Raw genomic sequence first — 17,960 nt, forward strand, 5'->3', positions numbered from 1 at the left:
GCTGTTGCCGTTGCGATTCCCTATTCCCGATTCCCCATTCCCGCGCGCGGAGCGCGCGCATGAACGCTACCCTACGCATCCTGGCCTGGCTGCTGGCGGTGGCGCTGGTCGCGTTGCCGGTGGTGGCCGTGCTCAATGGCTGGGTCGGTGCCGAGCGCTGGCCGTTGGCCAAGTTGCGGGTGTCCGGCGATTTCAAGCGGGTGCCGGCCGAAGAGTTGCGCGCGGTGGTGCTGCCGTATGCGCGCGCCGGCTTTTTTGCGGTGAAGCTGCAACAGGCGCAGGACGCCATCGCGCGGCTGCCGTGGGTGGAAAGCGCGCAGGTGCGCAAGCGTTGGCCGGACGTGCTGGAAGTGCATGTCACCGAGCACAAGCCGTTCGCGCGCTGGGGCAGCGACCGCATGCTGTCCGAACAGGGCCGGTTGTTCCGCACCCCGCCGTTGTTGAAGGATTTCAAGTTGCCGCAACTCGGTGGCCCGGACAGCAAGACCCAGGACGTGGTGGCGCTGTACAACGAGTCGCGCGCGCTGTTCGCACCGACCGGCCTGGACGTGGAACGTCTGGAAATGGACGCACGCGGCAGCTGGTCGCTGGGGCTGAGCAATGGCGTGCAGATCATGATCGGCCGCGACGATGCGCGCGCCCGCCTGCAGCGGTTTGCCCGTGTGTTGCCGCAGTTGGCCGACCCGCAGCGCCCGATCGCGCGTGCCGACCTGCGCTACACCAACGGATTTACCGTTGAACGGCGAATGGAGAATGGGGAATCTGGAATGGAGAAGAAGCCCAAGCAGGCATCGCCCGCTGCGCCTCACGCACTTGTTCTGAATTCTCCCCGCATTCGTGCACCGCTGTTGACGATTCCCCATTCCCCATTCGCTATTCCCGGCTTTAAGACATGAATCGCAAAGGCGACAAATCCCTCATCGTTGGACTGGACATCGGCACCTCCAAGGTCGTTGCGCTGGTCGGCGAGTATTCGCCCGGCAATCCGATCGAAGTGATCGGCATCGGTTCGCATGAATCGCGCGGCCTCAAGCGCGGCGTGGTGGTGGACATCGAGTCCACCGTGCAGTCGATCCAGCGCGCGGTCGAAGAGGCCGAGCTGATGGCCGGGTGCGAGATCCGCTCGGTGTATGCCTCCATTTCCGGCAACCACGTGCAGTGCAAGAACTCGCCCGGCATCGTGCCGATCCGCGATGGCGAAGTGACCTGGAGCGATCTGGAACGCGTCCTGGATGCGGCCAAGGCGGTGGCCATTCCGGCCGATCAGCGCATTCTGCACGCGATTCCGCGTGAGTACGTGCTGGACGATTCGCAGGAAGGCATCCGCAACCCGGTCGGCATGACCGGCGTGCGCCTGGAGGTGCATGCGCACCTGGTGGTGTGCGCGCAGTCGGCCGCCGCCAATATCACCAAGTGCGTGCAGAAGTGCGGCCTGCAGGTGGACGATCTGGTGCTGTCTTCGCTGGCCTCCTCGGTGGCGGTGCTGACCGCCGACGAACGCGAGCTGGGCGTGGTGCTGGTGGACATCGGCGCCGGCACCACCGATCTGGCGGTGTATGTGCAGGGCGCGATCTGCCACACCGCTTCGTTGCCGATCGCCGGCGACCACGTCACCAACGACATCGCGCACATGCTGCGCACGCCCACGCCGGAAGCCGAGCAGATCAAGGTCCGCTACGCCTGCGCGCTGGCACAGCTGGCGACCGCCGAAGAGAGCATCCAGGTGCCGTCGGTGGGCGACCGCCCACCGCGTCGCATGCCGCGCCACGCGCTGGCGCAGGCAGTACAGGGCCGTTACGAAGAAATTTTTGAAATGGTGCAGGCCGAGCTGCGCCGTTCCGGCTTCGAGGAAATGGTGCGCGCTGGCATGGTGCTCACCGGTGGCGCCTCGAAGATGGAAGGCGTGGTGGAGCTGGCCGAAGAAATGCTGCAGATGCCGGTGCGCGTGGGCATTCCCCAACACGTCACCGGCCTGGGTGAAGTCGTCGGCAACCCGGTGCACGCCTCTGGCGTGGGCCTGTTGCTGATGGGCAGCCAGATCGAACATCCGCGTCGCCCGTCGATCCCGACCGGGCGTGCGGGCAGCTTGTTCAAGAAATTGAAGAATTGGTATCGCGGCGAATTCTGACGAATCGGGAGTCGGGAATCGGGAATCGGTTGAAGCAAAAGCAAAGCGGTTGCAGCAGGTTTGAGTGGAGAGCGGCGAGAGCGGATAGGGCGTAATTTTTTGTGTTTCCGCCGAGGAGGCGGTGGTTGGTGTGGAGGTGATTCGCTGTTGCGATTCCCCATTCCCAATTCCCGATTCCCGGCATTCAAACAACAACATTCGCCGACATGCGGGTGTTGGGCTGGCGAACGGAGCAATCCGATTCCCCATTCCCGATTCCCCATTCACGGCATCTAGAGAGGACACTGACATGGCACATTTCGAACTGATTGAAAAAATGGCTCCCAACGCGGTCATCAAGGTCGTGGGCGTGGGCGGCGGCGGTGGCAACGCGGTCGCGCACATGGTCAATACCAATGTCGATGGCGTGGAATTCATCACCGCCAACACCGACTCGCAGGCGATCAAGAACTGCGGTGCCAAGCTGCAGCTGCAGCTCGGCACCAACGTCACCAAGGGCCTGGGCGCGGGCGCTAATCCGGAAGTCGGCCGTCAGGCCGCGCTGGAAGATCGCGAGCGCATCATGGACGCGCTGCAGGGTGCGGACATGGTGTTCATCACCGCCGGCATGGGCGGCGGTACCGGCACCGGTGCTGCACCGGTCGTTGCGCAGCTGGCCAAGGAAATGGGCATCCTGACCGTGGCGGTGGTCACCAAGCCGTTCCCGTTCGAAGGCCGCCGCCGCATGCAGGTGGCACTGAAGGGCATCGAGGAACTGAGCCAGCATTGCGACTCGCTCATCACCATCCCCAACGAAAAGCTCATCACCGTGCTGGGCCGCAACGCCACCATGATCCAGGCCTTCCGCGCTGCCAACGACGTGCTGCAGGGCGCCGTGCAGGGCATCGCCGACCTGATCGTGCGTCCGGGCCTGATTAACGTCGACTTCGCCGACGTGCGCACCGTGATGTCGGAAATGGGCCTGGCCATGATGGGCACCGGTTCGGCACGCGGCGACGACCGCGCGCAGGCCGCTGCCGAAGCGGCCATCCAGAATCCGCTGCTGGACGATGTGAACCTGGCCGGTGCCAACGGCATCCTGGTCAACATTACCGCCGGCCCGGACTTCACCATGTCCGAGTTCGACGAAATCGGCCGCACCATCGAAGCGTTCGCTTCCGAAGATGCCACCGTGGTCGTCGGCACCGTGCTCGACCCGGACATGCAGGACGAAGTGCGCGTGACCGTGGTCGCCACCGGCCTGAACCGTGCGGTTGCCCGCCAGACCCAGCGTCCGGACCAGCGCGCGCCGATCAAGCTGGTGCGCAATGCCACCACCGGCCAGCCGGAATTCGGCGACTTCGACACCAGCAGCGGCGACGCGGTGTCCAAGGCCGTCGGCGGCAGCATGGGCCTGGGCCTGCGTCGTCCGAGCAGCGACTCGGTCGGCAGCAGTTCTGCCGGCAACTCGGCGCCGCCGGCAGCCGATCTGCCCAACGACTACCTGGATATCCCGGCGTTCCTGCGCCGTCAGGCCGACTGACGGGCGCCGGCTGCGTCGCCACGGTGGCGCAGCCCGTCCAGCCCGACGATCGTGTCGGGTCCGCTATGCCATGTCTTTTCTGCCGGGTCGGACACGATCCGGCAGCTTTTGCAATAGCGTGACTGCCGGGTGACACCTGCCATCACGCATGACTTGTTAAAATTCGGCTAACCTCACCGAATTAGACAGCCTGTTCAGCGTCTGTCTGCATTGTTCCCCCAGACTCCATCCTATGACCCAGCAACGCACCCTCAAGAACACCATTCGCGCCACCGGCGTCGGCCTGCACAGCGGCGACAAGGTGTACATGACACTGCGGCCGGCCCCGGTCGACTACGGTGTGGTGTTCCGGCGGGTGGACCTGGAGCCGGTGGTCGAAGTGCCCGCCGACGCCGAACTGGTCACAGAAACCACGCTGTGCACCGGGCTGACCTGCAACGGCGCCAAGATCCAGACGGTCGAACACCTGATGTCGGCGCTGGCCGGCCTGGGCGTGGACAACATCATCGTGGAGCTGTCCTCGGCCGAGTTGCCGATCATGGATGGCTCGTCCGGTCCGTTCGTGTTCCTGCTGCAGTCGGCAGGCATCGTCGAACAGAACAAGCCCAAGCGTTTCATCCGCATCAGGCAGCCGGTGGAAGTGCGCGAAGGCGACAAGATTGCCCGTTTCGAGCCGTACGAAGGCTACAAGCTGGGGTTCAGCATCGAGTTCAACCACCCGATGATCCCGGCCAGACAGTCGCGCCAGGAGATCGAGTTCTCCACCTCGGCCTACGTCAAGGAGATTTCGCGCGCCCGCACCTTCGGCTTCATGCGCGACCTGGAATACATGCGCGAGCGTAACCTGGGCCTGGGCGGCTCGATGGACAACGCCATCGTGCTGGACGAGTTCCGCGTGCTCAACGAGGACGGTTTGCGCTACACCAACGAATTCGTGCGCCACAAGATCCTGGATGCCATCGGCGACCTGTATCTGGCGGGGGGCGCCATCCTGGGCGCATACGAAGGCTTCAAGTCCGGCCACGCGCTCAACAACAAGCTGGTACGTGCCCTGCTGGCGGACCAGAGCGCCTGGGAATGGGTCAGCTTTGCCGACGGCGCCGAGCCGCCACCGGTCACCTACGCCAGCCCCGTCTACGCCTGAGGACCCGGTGGCATGGGCCACCTGCCCAGTCGTCAGGGGATTCCAATGTGCGGGGGGGGGGCGGCTGCAGCGGATGTCTCCAGTCCGCCCTGTGTGTTGCAGCGGCGTCGTTAGGTTCGCTCGGCGGCTGTTCGCTGTCAGGGAATGCCGCAACTGGCGGTCAAAGTGTGAATTCTGTCAGATTCTTGGCCCGTTATTAACTTTTATTTAAGGCTTCCCTAACTCCTGCACGGCGTATGCCCGCTAGGATGCCTCGGGTCGTGAGCGGTCTTCGCGCGCTTTTCACGTGGTGACCGCCGTCACGTCACACGGTAAGTGACCTACCGCTTGGTCGGCAGGACATCCTGCAGGGAGGCAAGCGCCTCACGCAGGCCCTTGTGTGTGGCTTCGGATACCGGCCGTGGACGGTCGCGGCTTTGCTGCGTTGGGGAATGCGGCGAGATGCTTGCCGTCTTGACGGTCACTGCGGTGGCCTTCAGCCCGATGGATCGGGCGGCATCGAGGATGTTGGTCTCGGCAAGCCGCACCTTGGCATGCCAGATCGGTGAATCAACCAGAAAAACGAGCTGTTCGCCTCGGACATTGGCCAACCGGCAACGGGTGGCCAGATGAGGTGGTAACAGGGGGCGCAACTGCCGGTCCAGCGCATCGAGCCACAAGGCGCGACGCAAGGGGTCGCCAGCCTTTTCGCCCAGCGCGGCCTCGATGGCCGGCTGCGGAGCGGACGGGTTGCGTGCGTTGGACTTGGGCTTGGACATGACACTCATATGGCGTTGAAGAAAGTTGTAATCAAATCCCGTCAGACACGGGCAGAACGATTGGCCCAACAGATTCAGGGTTTTGCTGCGGATCGGCCGATGCTGGTCCTGGGTGCGGTTCTTGGCCTTGGCATGTTGATGGGCGTCGGTGCCAGCACCGCCACCGGCATGGTGACCAATTCCGCGCTGCAGGCCAAGGTGGCCCGGCAGCAGGCCGAGCTGGCACAGGCACAACGCGCCTCGCAGACGCAGGTCAATGCGCTGGCCGCACGCCTGGGCGAGCTGCAGGCGCAGGCCACCCGACTCAATGCGCTGGGCGAGCGGTTGACCGACATGGGCAAGTTGAAGGACGGCGAGTTCGACTTCGACGCCCCTGTCGGCGTCGGTGGCGGCGACGAGCCGGCCAGCGACATGCCGGTCGAGTCGCTCAAGCAGAGTCTGGGGGAGGTGGAGCAGCAGTTCTCCACCTCCGGCCAGCAGCTGAACGTGCTGGCCTCGCTGCTGTTCGATCATCAGCTCGAGCAGAATGCGGTGCCGTCGCGGATGCCGATCCGCAACACCTACATCACCTCCGGCTTCGGTGGTCGTGCTGACCCGTTCGATGGCGGCTCGGCCTTCCACAAGGGCGTGGACTTCCATGCCAACGTGGGCGACCCGGTACTGTCGGTGGCCGATGGCGTGGTCAGCTACGCCGGCGTGCGTGGCGGCTACGGCAACGTGGTCGACGTGGATCACGGCAACGGCTATGTCACCCGCTACGCGCACAATTCGCGGCTGGTGGTGAAGGTGGGCGATCTGGTGCGTGCCGGGCAGCAGGTGGCCAAGGCCGGCTCCAGTGGCCGCTCCACCGGCGCGCATGTGCACTTCGAGGTGTGGGCCAACGGGCGTGTGGTCAATCCACGCAAGTTCCTGGGCGATACCGCCGCAACCCCGGTGGGCCGTCGCGGGCGCGGTTGACGGTGCGGGGGGGCGGTGCTTGATTCGTGAAGCCCCGCCCCAAGCTACAATGGGGTGTTGCCATCGACAGGGCGCAGTGCGCCCTGTTTCGTTTACGGCGGTCGGCTCCAGGGGACCGGCGTCGGTCAAACCGTTCCTTTTCAACCGGTTTCTTCAATGATCAACAGTCTGCTTACCCGTGTCTTTGGCAGTCGTAACGAACGCCAGCTGCGCCAGCTCAACCGCCTCGTCACCCAGATCAATGCGCTGGAGCCGACGATCGAGAAGCTCTCCGACGCCGAGCTGCAAGCCAAGACCCCGGAGTTCAAGCAGCGGCTTGCCGCTGGCGAGTCACTGGACAAGGTTCTGCCCGAAGCCTTCGCCGTGTGCCGCGAGGCCAGTCGCCGCGTGCTGGGCATGCGTCACTACGACGTGCAGCTGATCGGCGGCATGGTGCTGCACCTGGGCAAGATCGCCGAAATGCGCACCGGTGAAGGCAAGACCCTGGTGGCGACGTTGCCGGTGTACCTCAACGCACTCCAAGGCCAGGGCGTGCATGTGGTCACCGTCAACGACTACCTGGCGCGCCGCGACTCGGCGCAGATGGGCAAGTTGTACAACTGGCTGGGCCTGAGCGTGGGCGTGGTGTATCCGGGCATGCCGCATAGCGACAAGCACGCCGCCTATGCCGCCGACATCACCTACGGCACCAACAACGAGTTCGGCTTCGACTATCTGCGCGACAACATGGCGCTGTCGCGTGCAGACCGCTATCAGCGCCAGCTGCATTACGCCATCGTCGACGAAGTGGACTCGATCCTGATCGACGAAGCGCGTACGCCGCTCATCATCTCCGGCCCGGCCGACGAATCGCCGGAGCTGTACATCCGCGTCAACCGCATCGTGCCGCAGCTGACCAAGCAGGACAGCGAAGAAGGTGACGGCGATTTCTGGGTCGACGAGAAGGGCAAGCAGGTGCATCTGTCCGAGGCGGGCATGGGCCACGCCGAAGAGCTGCTGATGCAGGCCGGCATCCTGGAAAACGCCGACGACGGCCTGTACGCCGCGCAGAACCTGAGCGTGGTGCATCACCTCAACGCCGCGCTGCGGGCGCACGCGATCTACCAGCGCGACGTGGACTACATCGTGCGCGATGGCGAAGTGGTGATCGTGGACGAATTCACCGGCCGCACCCTGGCCGGGCGCCGCTGGTCCGACGGCCTGCACCAGGCCGTCGAGGCGAAGGAAGGCGTGCCGGTGCAGCGCGAGAACCAGACGCTGGCCAGCATCACCTTCCAGAACCTGTTCCGCATGTACAAGAAGCTGTCCGGCATGACCGGTACGGCCGATACCGAAGCCTACGAATTCCAGAGCATCTACGGCCTGGAAGTGGTGGTGATCCCGACCAACCGCCCGACCGTGCGCAAGGACCACCCGGACCAGGTGTTCCTCAACCGCAAGGGCAAGTTCAATGCGGTACTGGCCGACATCGAAGACTGCGCCAAGCGCGGCCAGCCGGTGCTGGTGGGAACCACCTCGATCGAAACCTCGGAGATGTTGTCCGAACATCTGCGTAAGGCCGGGGTCAAGCATGAAGTGCTCAACGCCAAGCAGCACGAGCGCGAAGCCATCATCGTGGCCAACGCCGGCCAGCCGGGTGCGGTGACCATCGCCACCAACATGGCCGGTCGCGGCACCGACATCGTGCTGGGCGGTTCGCTGGAGTCGGAATACCACGCCCTTGGCGAGGACGCCAACGAAGAGGCACGCTTGCGGATCAAGACCGAGTGGCAGCGTCGCCATGACGCGGTCAAGGCCGCTGGCGGCCTGCACATCATCGGTACCGAGCGGCACGAATCGCGGCGTATCGACAACCAGTTGCGCGGCCGTGCCGGTCGCCAGGGCGATCCGGGTTCCTCGCGCTTCTATCTGTCGCTGGAAGACAACCTGATGCGCATCTTCGCCTCGGACTGGGTCCAGAAGGCGATGCGCATGATGGGCATGAAGGAGGACGACGTCATCGAAGATCGCCTGGTCAGCCGGCAGATCGAGAAGGCGCAGCGCAAGGTGGAAGCGCACAACTTCGACATCCGCAAGAACCTGCTGGACTTCGACGACGTCAACAACGACCAGCGCAAGGTGATCTACGCCCAGCGCGACGAATTGCTGGATGCCGAATCGGTCAGGGACAACGTGGATGGCATCCGCGGCGACGTGATCTACGACCTGGTCGCGCGCTTCGTGCCGCCCAATTCGGTGGACGAGCAGTGGGACCTGCAGGGCCTGGAGGCCACGCTGGAGTCGGAGCTGGGCATGCTACTGGCGCTGCGCGAGATGGCACGCACGCAGGAAGAGCTGGACGCCGAACAGATTGCTGCCAAGGTGCAGGCCGCAGTGGATGCGCACTTTGCCGAAAAGGAAGCGGCGGTGGGCAACGACACCATGCGCGCGCTGGAAAAGCACGTGATGCTGACCGTGCTGGACCAGGGCTGGAAAGAACATCTGGCCAAGATGGATTACCTGCGCCAGGGCATTTATCTGCGCGGCTACGCGCAGAAGCAGCCCAAGCAGGAATACAAGAAGGAAGCCTTCGAGCTGTTCTCCGAGATGCTGGAGAACGTCAAGCGCGAGGTCATCAACCTGCTGGCGCGTGTGCGTATCCGCAGCGAGGAAGAAGTGGCCGAACTGGAAGAGCAGGAACGTCGTCAGGCCGAAGCACGCCTGATGGCCTCGCAATTCCAGCACCAGGATGCCGGCGGCTACGGCACCGACGAGGAAGTGGCGCAGATGCAGGGCCGCAACGCCCCGGTGCCGGTCTCGCAGGTCACCCGCGACGAGCCCAAGGTGGGCCGTAACGATCCGTGCCCGTGCGGCAGCGGCAAGAAGTACAAGCACTGCCACGGTCAGCTCAGCTGATGCTGAGCTGACCGTGGGGCAGCCCGCGAAGCGGGCTGTCTACCCGCTATCCGCTGTGCGGATAGCGGGTGCACGGTTCTTGCCCCCGATCCCCGCGCCTTCGGCGCGCCCCCCTTACCAAGGGGGCTGTTGTTTCAGAAAGTATCCGTGGACCCCCAGCTGGGCTGTTCGGGTGCTGCATCTGTGGGTGCATGATGCCGATGCGTGGTGGCAGCACATCCACGACATGGGGCTGGACGAGCAGTTCGGCGTGAGCTTCAGTGCGCCGGAAGACCGGCCTTCTGTGGAGCATCGGGCATCCGCTTTAATGGGGAATAGGGAATAGGGAATAGGGAATTGCAACGGCGCGGCATTGGTGCGTGCTCCTGAAGTTCCGATTCCCCATTCCCCATTCCCCAGCGATTGCGCTGGACCGCTCACTCGCGGCACTCTTATTGCATGCCCGACTCCCTTAGATCCATTCACGTCGTTGCCGGCGTGATGACCGACCCCCGCGGCCGCATCCTGCTGACCCGCCGTACCGAAACCCGCGACATGCCTGGCCTCTGGGAATTCCCGGGTGGCAAGCGCGAGGCCGGCGAAACCTCCGAACAGGCGCTGGTGCGCGAGCTCAACGAAGAACTGGGCATCGAGGCCCAGGTGGGCGAGTGGATCATGGATGTTCCGCAGCTGTATCCGGACAAGCGCCTGCGCCTGGAAGTGCGCCATGTCGTCGCCTGGAAGGGCAGCCCGCGCGGCCGCGAGGGCCAGGCGATGACCTGGGTGACGGCCGACAAACTGGTCCGTTATTCGATGCCGCCGGCCGATGTGCCGGTGGTGGGCGCGCTGCGCCAGCCCGATCGCTATCTGATTACGCCCGAGCCGGACGACGATGCGCACTGGCTGGACGGCCTGGAGCGGGCATTGCAGGCGGGCGTGGCGCGTCTGCAGTTGCGTGCGCGGCACTGCGCGCCAGCGCGTTGGCAGGCGTTGCTGCACAAGGTGATGCGCCTGCGTGGCCGCCACCGTGCGCAGTTGCTGCTCAATCGCGATATCGCGCTGGCCACCGAGCTGGGCATCGGTGTGCACCTGGGCGCCGAGCAACTGGCCGGCCTGCAGGAGCGCCCGCTGCCGGCCGGGCAATGGGTGGCCGCGTCCTGTCATGGGGTGGAAGACCTGCGCCACGCCCAGCGGCTGGGCTGCGATTTCGCCGTGCTGGGACCGGTGCAGGCCACCGCTTCGCATCCGGGTGCCACGCCGCTGGGGTGGGAGGGCTTCGAGCGCTTGCGCGAGCAGGTCTCGCTGCCGATCTACGCGCTCGGCGGCATGGGCATCGACGATCTACGCACGGCGCGTTCGCACGGGGCGCAGGGCATCGCGGCGATTCGGGGCCTGTGGCCGGACTGACGGCGGCGTTCGACGCTGTCGCGTGGCCGGTCTCATCCGGTGCCGTAATGCAGCCAGTACAGAGCCAGGCCAACGCGGTCGGCAGGCGTGCGTCGCACGCGGCCCGCTGCCGCTAGAACGTCACCCAGAAACAGTTGTACTGACGGCGCAGCCGCAACACGCTGCGTGCCGGTGTGCCGCTGGCCAGGTTCTGTTCCAGGCGCAGGCCCCAGGGGCGCGGGCGCGTGGGAGCCGGTCGCGGTGCGTCGATCGTGCTGCCATCCAGCGAGGGCGTTGCCGCCGCGCCGCCGGCATCCCCGGTGGGCGCATCGGTTTGCGGATACATCGGCACGATGTCCAGCAGCGGGCGTTGCACGATGGCCTCCAGCCGGCGCAGTACCTGGTTGGCGGCGGCATCGGATTGGTCGCTCCACAGATACAGGCTGGACAGGCGATTGACGTCGCGGCTGTCCACTGCTGCTTGCAGCAGCGACACCAGCTCGCTCAGCCGACGTGGACAGCCGTCGCGATACGGGGCGGTGTTGCCTTGGCGGGGGAGCGCCGGCGGCGCGCGCGTGGCGGCGCCGACGTCCTCGCAGCGACGGTCGGTGAACAGGGTCTGCCCGTCCGGCGTGACGCAGCGGCGGATTTCCTGCGCCTGCACGCGCAGGGTGGGAGGCAGGCACAGCAGCAGCGCTAGCAAGGGCAACAGGGGGCGAGGCATCGGCGCAGCGTAGCCGTACGCGCGTGAGCAGGCGAGGAAGACGCCGGACGCAGGCGCTGCGCCGGGCATCACTTTGCTGCTGCGTCTGCCTAGCGTCGGCAGGCGCAGCAACGTTCAGCGCCCGAGCAGTTGCAATACCTGGGTGGTCGGCTTGGCCAGGTTGAGCGTGTAGAAATGCAGCGCCGGCACGCCGCCGGCGATCAGGCGCTCGCACAGGGAGGCCACCACGTCCGCGCCAAAGGCGCGCACGGCATCGGCGTCGTCGCCGTAGGCCTGCATCTTCTTGCCGATCCAGCGTGGAATCTCCGCGCCGCACTGTTCGGAAAAGCGGCGCAGCTGCGAGAAGTTGGAGATCGGCATGATGCCGGGGATGATCGGGATGTCCACGCCCAACCGCTGCACCGCATCGCGGAAATGAAAGTACGCATCGGCATTGAAGAAGTACTGGGTGATCGCCGCATCCGCGCCAGCATCGACCTTGGCCTTGAAGTAGCGCAGGTCACTGAGCGCATCGATCGCCTGCGGGTGGGTCTCGGGATAGGCGCCCACCTCGATGCGGAAGGCATCGCCGTGCTCGGCGCGAATGAAGGCGATCAACTCCGAGGCATAACGCAGGTCGCCGGGGTGGCCCATGCCCGAGGGCAGGTCGCCGCGCAACGCGACGATGCGGGTACAGCCAATGGCGCGGTACAGTTTGAGCAGCTCGCCGATCTCCTGGCGGCTGCCGCCGACGCAGGACAGATGCGGTGCCGCTTCGAATCCATGCTTCTGCTTGAGGTGGCGCACGGTTTCGGAGGTGTAGCTGAGCGTGGAACCGCCGGCGCCGAAGGTGCACGACACGTATTCCGGCGCATAGCCCTTCAATTTGGCGGCCGTGCGGTCCAGCTGCGCGCGCTGCTCGTCGGTCTTGGGCGGGTAGAACTCGAAACTCAGGTGCGTCATCGCGGCGGATCCGGCGGGGCGTAGGGGCATAATATCGCTTCATCGCGATGAATGCATATTTGAGTGCGCATGTCCGGATTGCCGCAGTGCCCGTGTGCACGGATCGCAGTCCGGCCTGCTGGGAGCGCTTGCCCCGATGCCCGGCGCACGCGGTAAGCTCTAAGGACCCCACGCCACTTGATCGGAGCGCGACATGCAAGAAGAGGAAATGGACGTAATCGCCGAATCGTTGGGCCGCATCTGGGTCGCGCTGGCGCGTAGCGTCGGCGACCTGGCGCTTGCACTGGCCGAGCAGCCCGGCGTGGACGGCGACAAGTTGTTGAGCGACTTCGCCGCGCGGCTGCCGTCTGGTCAGGACGATGGCACCTCCAAGGTGTTCGAAGCGATTCGCCAGTACATCGATCGGGACACCGCCCCCAGCGAGGAGTAAGCGCCTGCCACGCGCGTCCGCCCCAGGCCGGCGCGCGTGGTGCAGGCGTTGCCTTGCACAGGCCTGCGCCTGGCATCACGTCCGCCTGCCTACACTGGGTGCTTTCTCACGGAATGTGCGCATGCGCCACACCACCATGACCGCCATCGCCATCCGCGACGGCAAGGGCGACGCCGAGGCGTTGTATCCGACCGAGCAACCGCTGCCGCGTCCCGAGGCGGGGCAGGTGCTGATCCGCGTGCATGCTGCCGGTGTCAATCGCCCGGATCTGCTGCAACGCGCTGGCCACTACCCGCCGCCGCCGGGCGCGCCGCAGACGCTGGGCCTGGAAGTAGCTGGCGAGATCGTGGAGCCGGCCGGCCGCTGGAAGGTGGGCGACCGCGTCTGCGCGCTGCTCGGCGGCGGTGGCTACGCGCAGTACGTGGCAGCCGACGCGCGACATGTGCTGCCGATTCCGCCGGGCATGGACCTGGTCCACGCTGCCGGCTTGCCGGAAACCGTCTTTACCGCCTACGCCAACCTGTTCGAACACGGCCGGCTGGCGGCAGGGCAGTGGCTGTTGCTGCATGGCGCCACGTCCGGCATCGGGGTGACGGCGATCCAGATGGCCAAGGCGGCGGGTGCCCATGTGCTGGCCACCGCCCGCTCGGCCGGCAAGGCCGCGCAGGCGCGTGAGCTGGGTGCCGACGTGGCGATCGATTCCACCGCCGCCTCGTTCGTGGACGTGGCCAGGGCACATGGCGGCGTGGACGTGGCGCTGGACATGGTGGGCGCGGCGGTCTTCGCCGACACCCTGGACGCGCTCAACCCGGGCGGGCGTATCGTATACATCGCCTCGCAGGCCGGCGCGAATATCCAGGTGCCGATCCCGCAGCTGATGCGCAAGCAGGTCGTGCTCACCGGCTCCACCCTGCGTCCGCGCAATGCCGACGAGAAGGCGCGGCTGGCCGCAGAGGTGGAACGGGTGGTGTGGCCCTGGATCGCGCAGGGCAAGCTCCGCGTGCTGCTGGACAAGCGCTTCGCGCTGGCCGACGCCGCCGCCGCGCATCGGTATCTGGAGCAGGGCAGTCACCTGGGTAAGGTGGTGCTGGAGATGTGAGTGCTGCCGCTGCCGGTATGCAGAGCGTTGCGTCGCGGCACGCCGTTTTGCAGCGGGCTGCGCCTGCCGCTTGCCGCCGGCAGATGCCTACGCGGTGGCCTGCACCACCGCTTCGATGGGATGCCCCTCCGGGTCGATGACAAACGTGGCGTCGTCATCATCGCCGTCGTCGGGGCGCAGGCCCGGCGCGCCGTTGCGATGGCCGCTGTGCCGTGGTCACCATCGCAGCGGCGCGGCGTGTGGCGTGCGATCCGGCTGTGTGCAGCTATAGCAAAACAAGCGGGAGCGATATCTCGCAGCGGCCGGGGTGCGACCGTACACTGCGCCTTCGCATGCAGCGCGCTGGCGATGCCGGCGCTGTGCTGATGCCGTGCATTGCAGCGGGCGGTGCCGGCATTCGTGCGACCCCCTCCTTATCAGCACGAAGGTTTCGATGAAGCATCCAGACGCATTGCGCATTGCCCTTGTCGGTATCGGCAAGATCGCCCGCGACCAACATGTGCCGACCATCGCTGCACGTCCGGACGTGGACTTGGTCGCCACGGTGAGCCGGCACGGCACGCTGGAGGGCGTGCCGGCGTATCACACCCTGCAAGAGGCCTTCGCCGCGCAACCTGAGATCGAGGCAGTGGCCTTGTGCACGCCGCCGGTGGGGCGGCATGCGCTGGCGGCCACCGCATTGGCTGCCGGCCGCCATGTGTTCCTGGAAAAGCCCCCGGCCGCCACGCTTGCCGAGATCGAGGACCTGCGCAACGTGGCGCAACGGGCGCAACGCAGCCTGTTCACCAGCTGGCATTCGCGCTGCGCGGCCGGTGTGGCACCTGCGCGTGCGTGGTTGGCCGACAAGCAGATCCTGCGCGCGCACATTACCTGGAAGGAAGACATCCGCCATTGGCATCCAGGGCAGGACTGGATTCTGCAACCGGGCGGCATGGGGGTGTTCGATCCCGGCATCAACGCGCTGTCCATCGCCACCCATGTGTTGCCGCGCGCCTTCGCTCTGCGCGAGGCCGAGCTGCACACGCCCGAGAACCGCCAGGCGCCGCTGTATGCCCGGCTGGCCTTCGTCGATACCGCCGGCGTGCCGGTGACGGCTGAATTCGACTTCCTGCAGACCGGCCACCAGCGCTGGGATATCGAGGTGGACACCACCCAGGGCCAGTTGCTGCTCGGCGAGGGTGGCGCAACCTTGCACATCGACGGCCAGGCGCAGCGTCTGCCTGCGTCCAGCGAATACGACGGCCTGTATCGGCGGTTCGTGGAGCTGGTGCGGGCCGGCGAGTCAGAAGTGGAGATCGCGCCGTTCGTGCATGTCGCCGACGCGTTCCTGCTGGGCGCACGCAAGACCAGCGCGCCGTTTGCCTGGTAAGCGCCGTGTGCGTGCCGGCGCTCGACCTGGCCAGGAGCGGCGCCTGCGCCTGCGCCGCACCGGCTGTTCACCTGCCGAGGCGTGCCTTCAGCGACGCCACATGCGTGCGCCACGCGCCTGCAGGGTGAAGGTGTAGGAGCTGCTGGAGATACGCACGACATTCCCGGAGCCCAGTGCATCGGTGTAATCGGCATTCCAGTACAACACGCTATTGTTCATGCCCACCGTGGTGGTGACCGGGTTGCCGCACTTGTTGATGCCGACGATGCCCAGGCTGCCGCGGCGGAACAGGATGTGGCAGGAACTGGACGAGAGCACCTGCATGTCGGTGCCCTGCACGCCGTTGTGGAAGCCGATCATGCGACGCAGATCGTCGCGTTGGTAGGCATTGACCCAGCGGTTGTCGCCGCTTTCGTTGTTGTCGGTGTAGATCATCGGCATGCCGCCGTTGCGTCCGATCAAATACGCATAGGCCAGCGTTTCATCGACCGGGTCGAGAATGGCGTAGCGGAAGCCGGCGTTGTTGGGAATGTCGTGGGTGACGGCGAAGGTCACCGCGCGGTTACCCGGCAATGCCTGCCCGGAAGCGGCCGGGTCCACCAGCTGCTGCAGGCTGGCACCGATGGCGAATGCATTGCGCACGGCGTTGAACAGCGGAAAGTCGTAGGCCGCATGCGGGGTGGATTGCAGGTATGGCGCCAGGAACTGGTCGTAATCGCCATTGCCGGTACCGCCGCCGGTGATGACTTCGCCAAACACGTACACGCCGGAGCGGATGCTGGCATCGAACACGCGGTTGAGGTGGTCGAAGCTCATGTGCTTGGCCGCGTCCACGCGGAAGCCGGTCACGCCCAGGCCCTTGAGCGCCTGCAGGTACGCGCGCTGTTGTTGCACCACCCAATCGTTGCCGACCAGATCGGGCAGGCCCGGGTCGCTGCCACCGCCACAGATGCGGTAATTGCGCACCTGGAAGGCGTCGTTGTAGTTGGTGATGCACTGGCCCGGGCCGAAATCGCTGGCGCCGAGGACGTTGGATTGCAAGGTGCCGAACAGGCGCAGCGAGTCGTACCTGCCCGGGTTGGCGGCGTACTGTGCCAGCACGGCGCTGCCGGGATAGTTGAGGTCCGAGCGCATGGCCGCTTCGTTGGCCATGTGGTTGAACACGATGTCGGCGTAGGTTTCCACGCCGTTATTGGCCAGTGCCTGCACCATGCGCTTGAATGCAATGGTGTCGCCGAGCGGATTGTCGATCAGGCGGATGTCCTGCGGCTGGTAGCGCGCCCACCAGGCACTGCCTTCGGAACGGTACGCCGGCGCAACCAGCACCTTGCGATACCCGGCATCGGCGATCTGCTTGGCGCGTGCTTCTACAGTGGCATACGGCCAGTTGAACGCGTGCAGGATGACATCGGCCTGCACGTTGGCCGTCATCAGCAGCAATGCCAGCGCCGTGAGCAAGGCACGGGCGCCGCGCTGCAGGGCCGAGGGGGGAGTGTGTGCAAGTGTGGTGCGCATCGGGTGGTTCTCCAGTGGTAGGCGTCAGGCTGACGTGTGCATCACGCTGCCCGCAGCAAGGCCTCCGGCCCCTGTTCCGGAAAGCGCGCGCACGGCGTGCAGCGCGCGGTGATGCTAAGCGCCCATCGCGGCGCAGCATCGGTGTTGTGCATACGTATTCACTGCGGTACTGCACCGAATTGCGTGCGCTGTTCGGATGCAACGGGGTGATCGGTCGCAGATGTGTTCAGGCCGATGCCGCTCGCCAACGCGGGGTGCGGGCTGGCGTGCTTCAGCGTCTGGCGCATCGCGCAGCCAGCTGCGCGTGGCCGTCCGATACTGCCACCCACACCCTGTCATGGGCGTCGCAGGCACTGGGCGCGACTTGATCCCCGCATCGTCATGGCGCGTTCCTGCATGCGTGCCGGCGTTTGCAGTGCAGGCGCGGATAGGCCATCCGGCTGGTGCCGTGTGCGACGGGCTTGCATCGGTCCGCTTGCGCGGCGATAGGCGCTGCCGCTTGGCGCGCTAAACTGGCGACCAGTTCATTGCCGATGCTTCCCATGCGTAATCCATTGCAAGAACAACTGCTCAAGGCCGGGCTGGTCAAGAAGGCCCAGGTGGACAAGGTGGCGCGTGAGCAGGTCAAGCAGCGCCATGCGAAGGGCGGGGCGGCCGTGCCGGCCGATACCGACAAGGTGGATGCGGCGCGCTTGCAGGCCGAGCGTGCCGAGCGTGATCGGGCGCTGGCCGAAGAGCGCAATGCGCAGTTGCGCAAGCAGGAAGTGCTGGCCCAGGTGCGGCAGATCGTGGAGACCAGCAAGGTCAAGCGCGAAGGCGAGATCGACTACCGTTTCAACGATGGCAGCGTCATTCGCAGCGTATTGGTCAATGCCACCTTGCGTAGCCAGCTGGCCAGCGGTGCGTTGGTGATCGTGCGGCATGGCGAAGGCTTCGAGCTGATTCCGCGCGCCGCGGCCGAGAAGGTGTATAGCCGCGACGCAGCGACCGTGGTGCTCGATCATGGCCGCGGCACGGCACCGGCCGCCAGCGATGGCGACGACGACTATTACAGCCAGTTCAAGGTGCCGGACGATCTGATCTGGTGAGGCTGCGCGGCGAGCGCTGACGCG

The 17,960-nt window shown here is 65.8% G+C and carries 15 protein-coding genes and 1 pseudogene; 12 read left to right on the plus strand and 4 right to left on the minus strand.

What is annotated here, in order from left to right; genetic code table 11:
* Positions 1-59 precede the first annotated feature (59 nt).
* From ACCQ13_RS02970 to lpxC, 4 genes are all read left to right on the plus strand, one after another.
* Positions 60-896, plus strand: a complete 837-nt coding sequence (locus ACCQ13_RS02970; RefSeq protein ID WP_159406615.1) for a cell division protein FtsQ/DivIB — start codon at positions 60-62, stop codon at positions 894-896.
* Positions 893-2,128, plus strand: a complete 1,236-nt coding sequence (gene ftsA / locus ACCQ13_RS02975) for a cell division protein FtsA (protein ID WP_003485272.1) — start codon at positions 893-895, stop codon at positions 2,126-2,128. Before ACCQ13_RS02970 ends, ftsA begins: the two co-directional genes overlap by 4 nt.
* A gap of 289 nt (positions 2,129-2,417) precedes the next feature.
* On the plus strand, positions 2,418-3,650 hold the full coding sequence (gene ftsZ, locus ACCQ13_RS02980) for a cell division protein FtsZ (protein ID WP_104602348.1): 1,233 nt from the start codon (positions 2,418-2,420) through the stop codon (positions 3,648-3,650).
* Positions 3,651-3,882: 232 nt separating this feature from the next.
* Positions 3,883-4,794: a UDP-3-O-acyl-N-acetylglucosamine deacetylase gene (lpxC, locus tag ACCQ13_RS02985; RefSeq protein WP_159406616.1), complete on the plus strand. Its 912-nt coding sequence runs from the start codon at positions 3,883-3,885 to the stop codon at positions 4,792-4,794.
* 320 nt (positions 4,795-5,114) lie between these two features.
* On the opposite strand, the gene ACCQ13_RS02990 is transcribed toward lpxC, so the two are convergent.
* Positions 5,115-5,561, minus strand: a complete 447-nt coding sequence (locus ACCQ13_RS02990; RefSeq protein ID WP_104602350.1) for a DciA family protein — start codon at positions 5,559-5,561, stop codon at positions 5,115-5,117.
* Here ACCQ13_RS02990 and ACCQ13_RS02995 point away from each other — a divergent pair, their 5' ends adjacent.
* The 4 genes and pseudogenes from ACCQ13_RS02995 (at position 5,562) to ACCQ13_RS03010 (ending at position 10,790) form a co-directional block, all read left to right on the plus strand.
* Positions 5,562-6,509: a M23 family metallopeptidase gene (locus ACCQ13_RS02995; RefSeq protein ID WP_159406617.1), complete on the plus strand. Its 948-nt coding sequence runs from the start codon at positions 5,562-5,564 to the stop codon at positions 6,507-6,509.
* A gap of 156 nt (positions 6,510-6,665) precedes the next feature.
* Entirely contained in the window at positions 6,666-9,404 is a 2,739-nt protein-coding gene (gene secA / locus ACCQ13_RS03000) for a preprotein translocase subunit SecA (protein ID WP_159406618.1), read from the plus strand.
* Positions 9,405-9,576: 172 nt separating this feature from the next.
* Positions 9,577-9,684, plus strand: a pseudogene (locus tag ACCQ13_RS03005) (VOC family protein); the annotation flags it as partial.
* 158 nt (positions 9,685-9,842) lie between these two features.
* A complete protein-coding gene (locus ACCQ13_RS03010; protein WP_104602353.1) occupies positions 9,843-10,790 on the plus strand; it encodes a Nudix family hydrolase in 948 nt (315 codons plus the stop codon).
* A 112-nt stretch (positions 10,791-10,902) separates the two neighbouring features.
* Here the strand turns inward: ACCQ13_RS03010 and ACCQ13_RS03015 are convergent, their stop codons facing one another.
* Positions 10,903-11,562 carry a hypothetical protein gene (locus ACCQ13_RS03015; RefSeq protein WP_159406619.1) on the minus strand — a complete coding sequence of 220 codons (660 nt, stop codon included), beginning with the start codon at positions 11,560-11,562 and terminating at the stop codon, positions 10,903-10,905.
* A 45-nt stretch (positions 11,563-11,607) separates the two neighbouring features.
* Positions 11,608-12,435, minus strand: a complete 828-nt coding sequence (metF, locus tag ACCQ13_RS03020; RefSeq protein WP_104602355.1) for a methylenetetrahydrofolate reductase [NAD(P)H] — start codon at positions 12,433-12,435, stop codon at positions 11,608-11,610.
* A gap of 193 nt (positions 12,436-12,628) precedes the next feature.
* Here metF and ACCQ13_RS03025 point away from each other — a divergent pair, with 193 nt between their 5' ends.
* From ACCQ13_RS03025 to ACCQ13_RS03035, 3 genes are all read left to right on the plus strand, one after another.
* A complete protein-coding gene (locus ACCQ13_RS03025) occupies positions 12,629-12,865 on the plus strand; it encodes a hypothetical protein (RefSeq protein WP_104602356.1) in 237 nt (78 codons plus the stop codon).
* 121 nt (positions 12,866-12,986) lie between these two features.
* Complete coding sequence (locus tag ACCQ13_RS03030; protein ID WP_104602357.1) at positions 12,987-13,964, plus strand: NAD(P)H-quinone oxidoreductase; 978 nt, start codon at positions 12,987-12,989, stop codon at positions 13,962-13,964.
* A gap of 433 nt (positions 13,965-14,397) precedes the next feature.
* A complete protein-coding gene (locus tag ACCQ13_RS03035) occupies positions 14,398-15,333 on the plus strand; it encodes a Gfo/Idh/MocA family protein (protein ID WP_159406620.1) in 936 nt (311 codons plus the stop codon).
* A gap of 87 nt (positions 15,334-15,420) precedes the next feature.
* Here ACCQ13_RS03035 and ACCQ13_RS03040 read toward each other — a convergent pair whose 3' ends face one another.
* Positions 15,421-16,791, minus strand: a complete 1,371-nt coding sequence (locus tag ACCQ13_RS03040; protein WP_208800618.1) for an alpha-amylase family protein — start codon at positions 16,789-16,791, stop codon at positions 15,421-15,423.
* Between the two features lie 599 nt (positions 16,792-17,390).
* Between ACCQ13_RS03040 and ACCQ13_RS03045 the strand changes: the two genes are divergently transcribed.
* Positions 17,391-17,936 carry a DUF2058 domain-containing protein gene (locus tag ACCQ13_RS03045; protein ID WP_104602360.1) on the plus strand — a complete coding sequence of 182 codons (546 nt, stop codon included), beginning with the start codon at positions 17,391-17,393 and terminating at the stop codon, positions 17,934-17,936.
* Positions 17,937-17,960 lie beyond the last annotated feature (24 nt).

Origin of the sequence: Xanthomonas sp. NCPPB 1638, assembly GCF_041475635.2 — a bacterium.
GTDB classification, from domain to species: domain Bacteria; phylum Pseudomonadota; class Gammaproteobacteria; order Xanthomonadales; family Xanthomonadaceae; genus Xanthomonas; species Xanthomonas cucurbitae.